Annotated in this window: 7 protein-coding genes; all 7 read right to left on the bottom strand. The window is 68.6% G+C overall.

What is annotated here, in order from left to right; translation table 11 throughout:
• On the bottom strand, positions 1 to 439 hold a 439-nt coding region (locus ACN27A_RS34580; protein ID WP_421459260.1), incomplete at its 3' end, for an SAM-dependent methyltransferase.
• Positions 420 to 788, bottom strand: a complete 369-nt coding sequence (gene mnhG, locus ACN27A_RS34575) for a monovalent cation/H(+) antiporter subunit G (protein WP_421459258.1) — start codon at positions 786 to 788, stop codon at positions 420 to 422. The genes ACN27A_RS34580 and mnhG, both read right to left, overlap by 20 nt.
• Positions 785 to 1,108: a monovalent cation/H+ antiporter complex subunit F gene (locus ACN27A_RS34570; protein ID WP_421459256.1), complete on the bottom strand. Its 324-nt coding sequence runs from the start codon at positions 1,106 to 1,108 to the stop codon at positions 785 to 787. The genes mnhG and ACN27A_RS34570 overlap by 4 nt, the downstream gene beginning before the upstream one ends.
• A 66-nt stretch (positions 1,109 to 1,174) precedes the next feature.
• Positions 1,175 to 1,711 (bottom strand): Na+/H+ antiporter subunit E, encoded by a 537-nt coding sequence (locus tag ACN27A_RS34565; RefSeq protein WP_421459253.1) that lies wholly within the window; start codon positions 1,709 to 1,711, stop codon positions 1,175 to 1,177.
• Positions 1,708 to 3,294: a Na+/H+ antiporter subunit D gene (locus tag ACN27A_RS34560; protein ID WP_421459252.1), complete on the bottom strand. Its 1,587-nt coding sequence runs from the start codon at positions 3,292 to 3,294 to the stop codon at positions 1,708 to 1,710. The genes ACN27A_RS34565 and ACN27A_RS34560 overlap by 4 nt, the downstream gene beginning before the upstream one ends.
• Before the next feature lie 20 nt (positions 3,295 to 3,314).
• Positions 3,315 to 3,785, bottom strand: a complete 471-nt coding sequence (locus ACN27A_RS34555) for a Na(+)/H(+) antiporter subunit C (protein WP_421459251.1) — start codon at positions 3,783 to 3,785, stop codon at positions 3,315 to 3,317.
• Positions 3,782 to 4,124: MnhB domain-containing protein (locus ACN27A_RS34550; protein WP_421459249.1), on the bottom strand; the 343-nt coding region annotated here is incomplete at its 5' end. The genes ACN27A_RS34555 and ACN27A_RS34550, both read right to left, overlap by 4 nt.

The following is a 4,124-nucleotide window of genomic DNA, read 5'->3' as shown; positions in this document are numbered from 1 at the left end:
CGCCACCGAGGTCGACGGCCACCGGGACGTAACCGGCTGCCGGCCTGGCCCCCGACGTGGACAGCGTCGCGGTCTTGAAGGCGAGCACCTTCGGCTGGTCCAGCTCGTAGATCACCGTGTCACACAGCCATGGCAGCCGCCAGGCCCGAGCGTCCAGACCGGCGGCCAGGATCACCACCTGGGAAAGGCCCGCCGCGCTCGATGCGAGGAAGAAGTCGTCGAACCACTTTGTCCGCGCCGCAGTGAAATTCGCGATCGTGCTGCACTGTGCGGGGTCGGCATCCGAGTCGGGTTGGCCGGCGGCGTCGACGAAGATGCGCGCGTACGGATCGGTGAACAACGGACGTTCGGTGGCCGACTCCCAGGCGCGGGCACGTGCCACCCCGAGCGTGGTGCCGCCGACTATTGCTGCGCGGTCGTCAGCCTCGGGGCGATTCATGACCGCCGGATTCCCGGTCTGCGGTCAAATCATGCATCTCATCTGCGGTCATCAGGTCATCCCGGCTGGTCTGCTCCCGGTAGGCCAGCTGGCCGACCCGATTGGCGATCACCGGGGCGGTGATCAGGGTGAAGATGCCGGTGAGGATCAACATGCCGACGTCGATCTGGCCGCGCAGCCGGATCGCCGCGCCCGCCAGCACGAGGAGGAGGCCGAGAACCTGGGGCTTGGTGGCGGCGTGCATGCGCGACAGCGTGTCGGGAAAGCGGACAACGCCGATCGCCGCCGTCAGCGCCAGCGCCGAGCCGCTCAGCATCAACACGCTGACGATGATGTCGAAGGCGGTCATCGGCTCTTCCCCTTTCCCGGGTTGTCCTCGGTGGCTGGGATGTTCGGGACAGCTGGGACGTCCGAGACATCGGGCACCCGGAAGCGGGCGACGCTCACCGATCCGACGAAGGTGATCAACGCCAGTGCGGTCAGGCTGTAGGTGGTGGTGGTGTCCCGGCTGTAGGCGGCCCAGGCGCCGATGGCGCACATGGTGACCGCGACGAGAGCGTCGAGAGCCACCAGCCGGTCCAGCGAGGTGGGGCCGGCCAGCATGCGGATCATCGTGGCGAACGCCGCCAGCGACAGCATCACCGCGACCGCGGTCCAGACGTAGATCATGCGCGATCCGCCTCCGCTACTCGCTCGTCGCTCATGCGCGATCCGCCTCCGCTACTCGCTCGTCGATCATGCGCGATCCGCCTCCCCGTTGACAGGCCGCCAATCCGCGTCCCGCTCGAACGCCGACACCAGCAGCCGCTCCAGCAGTGCGGTCTGACGGTAGAAACGCTGGACCGCGGTGTCGGACCCGACGTCGAGGACATGGACGTAGAGCGTCCTGGTGGCCTGGTCGATCTCCAGCACGATCGTGCCCGGCGTCAGGTTCATGATGTTGACCAACAACGCGAGAACCAGATCGGACTTCACCGACACGTGCGCACGCAGCACCGCGGTCAGCGGTGGCGGGCCCGGTTTGAGGGCGAGCCAGGCGACCTGAGCCGACGAGACCAGCAGGTAGTAGACCACCGTCACGATCAGCCGCAGCAGCGGCAGCGGATGGAAGCGCCCCTGCACCGGAACCGCGGGCAGCGGCAGCAGCAGCGTGATGATCAGCGCGATCGCCAGGCCGGACAGGATGTTGGCCACCGAGACGGTGCCCCACAACAGCAGCCAGACCAGAATCAGCCAGCACACCAACCAGACCCGAAGCAGGCCTCTCCTCATGTGGGCCCCTCTCCGAGTACCGCGGAGATGTACTGGCCGCGGTCGAGTACCTCGCCGGCCGCGCGGTCGCTGTAGGCGAAGATCGGGCCCGCCAGCACCGTCAACATCAACCCGACCGCGATCAGGGCCCCGGTCGGCAGCAGCATCGCCATCGGCATCCGGCCCACGTCGTCACGCTCGGCGAACTCGACGTCCACCGGATCGTCGAGCAGACCGGCTCGCGCGGACGAGGCCAGATGCCCCTCCGGTGCGTCCTCGCGGCGCCGCCAGAACGCCTTCGTCCACACCCGCGCCACCACATAAAGCGTCAGCAGGCTGGTGATCACGCTGCCCGCCACCAGGGCCCAGGCCAGCACCGACCCGACCTGCGATCCGGCCTCCAGCAGCGCCACCTTGCCGATGAATCCCGAGAACGGCGGAATGCCACCGAGGTTGAGCGCGGGAACCACGAACACGAAGGCCAGTGCCGGGCTGGCGGCGGCCAACCCGCCGAGGCGCTGCAGGGTGGACGCCCCGGCCTGGCGTTCGATGAGCCCGACCACCAGGAACAGCGTCGTCTGTACCAGGATGTGGTGGGCCACGTAGAAGATCGCGCCCGACATACCCAACTGGGTGGACAGCGCGATCCCGAACACCATGTAGCCGATGTGGCTGACCAGGGTGAACGACAGCAGCCGCTTGATGTCGCTCTGGGCGATCGCGCCCAGGATGCCGACCAGCATCGTCAGCAGCCCGGCGACCAGCAGCACCCGGTCCATCGCGCCGCCGGGGAACAGCAGCGAATGCGTGCGGATGATCGCGTACACGCCCACCTTGGTGAGCAGCCCGGCGAACACCGCGGTGACCGGCGCCGGGGCTGTCGGGTAGGAATCCGGTAGCCAGGTCGACAGGGGGAACACCGCGGCCTTGATCCCGAACGCGACCAGCAGCACCGCGAACAGCGCGGTGCGGGTGCCGGCCGGGATGTCGGCCAGCCGCACCGACAGCTCGGCCATGTTCAGTGTCCCGGCGCTGGCGTAGATCAGGGCGATGCCGAACAGGAACACCAGAGACGAGACCATCGACACCATCACGTACGAGATGCCCGCGCGGACCCGCTCTTTGGTGCCCCCGATGGTCAGCAGCACGAAGCTCGCGATCAGCAGCACCTCGAACGCGACGAACAGGTTGAACAGGTCGCCGGCCAGAAAGGCCATGAACACCCCGGCCGCCAGCACCAGATAGGTGGGCAGGAAGATCGACACCGGCTGGCGGTCGTCGCCGTCACGGATGCCCTGACCGATGGCGTAGTAGACCACGGCGAGCAGCACGATCGCCGACACCACCAGCATCAGCGCCGACAGCCGGTCCACCACCAGCGTGATGCCCAGCGGCCCCATCCCGGCTTCGGTCGGGCCCCATCCGCCGACCTGCAACGCGATCGTGCCGTCGCGGTCGGCCAGATACATCAGCACCGCCGAGACCGCGAGAGCCACCGCCAGTGCGAGCACGGCGATGGCGCGCTGCAGCCGCGGCCGGCGCCCGGCGAACAACGTCGCGGCCGCGGCGAGCATCGGCACCAGGACCGGCAGCGGCACGAACACCGCGGCGAGATGGCCGCCGATCATCGTGACCCCTCATGGCCGGGCAACGCGTCGAGCTCGTCGGGCAGGTCGGTGTCGCGGCTGGCGTCGGGCGCCGGGGCCAGCCGGGTGTCCTCGTCCAGGCCCTGCTCGGAAAGCTGCGACACCCGGGCGTCCTCGGGATCGTCGCCGACCTCCTCGGCGGTGTTGATCCGGAAGGAGCGGTAGGTCAACGCCAGGACGAAGGCCGCGACGCCCATCGTGATGACGATGGCGGTCAGGACCAGGGCCTGCACCAGCGCATCGGCGGTCGGATTGTCCTCCCCGCTGGTGCGCGCGACGATCGGGGGATTGCCCGCCGGGCCGCCCACCGACAGCAGCAGCAGGTTGATGGCATTGCTGATCAGCAACAGCCCCAACAGCATTCTGGTCAGCTGACGTTCCAGCAGCAGGTAGACACCGGCGGCGGTGAGCACGCCGATCACGACCAGCGGTAGGACGAACGCGATCATCGCCGTGTCACCACCCGTCCACTCAACTCCTCGTCGATCCGGGCGCCCAGGCTGCGCAGCACATCGAGGACCAGGCCCACCACGATCAGGTACACCCCCAGGTCGAAGAACAGGGCCGTGACGAACTTGACGGTGCCCAGCACCGGAACGTCGATCTCGATCAGCGCCGAGGACAGCGCAGGCGCACCCGCGAGCAACGAGGCCACCGCGGTGCCCGCCGCCAGCGTCAGCCCGGCCCCCAGGATCTTGCCCGCATCCAGCGGCAGCGTCTCACCCAACTCGTAGCGTCCTCCCGCCAGATAGCGCAGCACCAGTGCCAGACCGGCCATCAGCCCGCCG

Origin of the sequence: Micromonospora sp. WMMD737 (genome assembly GCF_049179055.1) — a bacterium.
Lineage (GTDB): Bacteria > Actinomycetota > Actinomycetes > Mycobacteriales > Micromonosporaceae > Micromonospora > Micromonospora reichwaldensis.
Note: the sequence above shows the minus strand (reverse complement) of the source record. Positions and strands in the feature narration are given on the sequence as shown.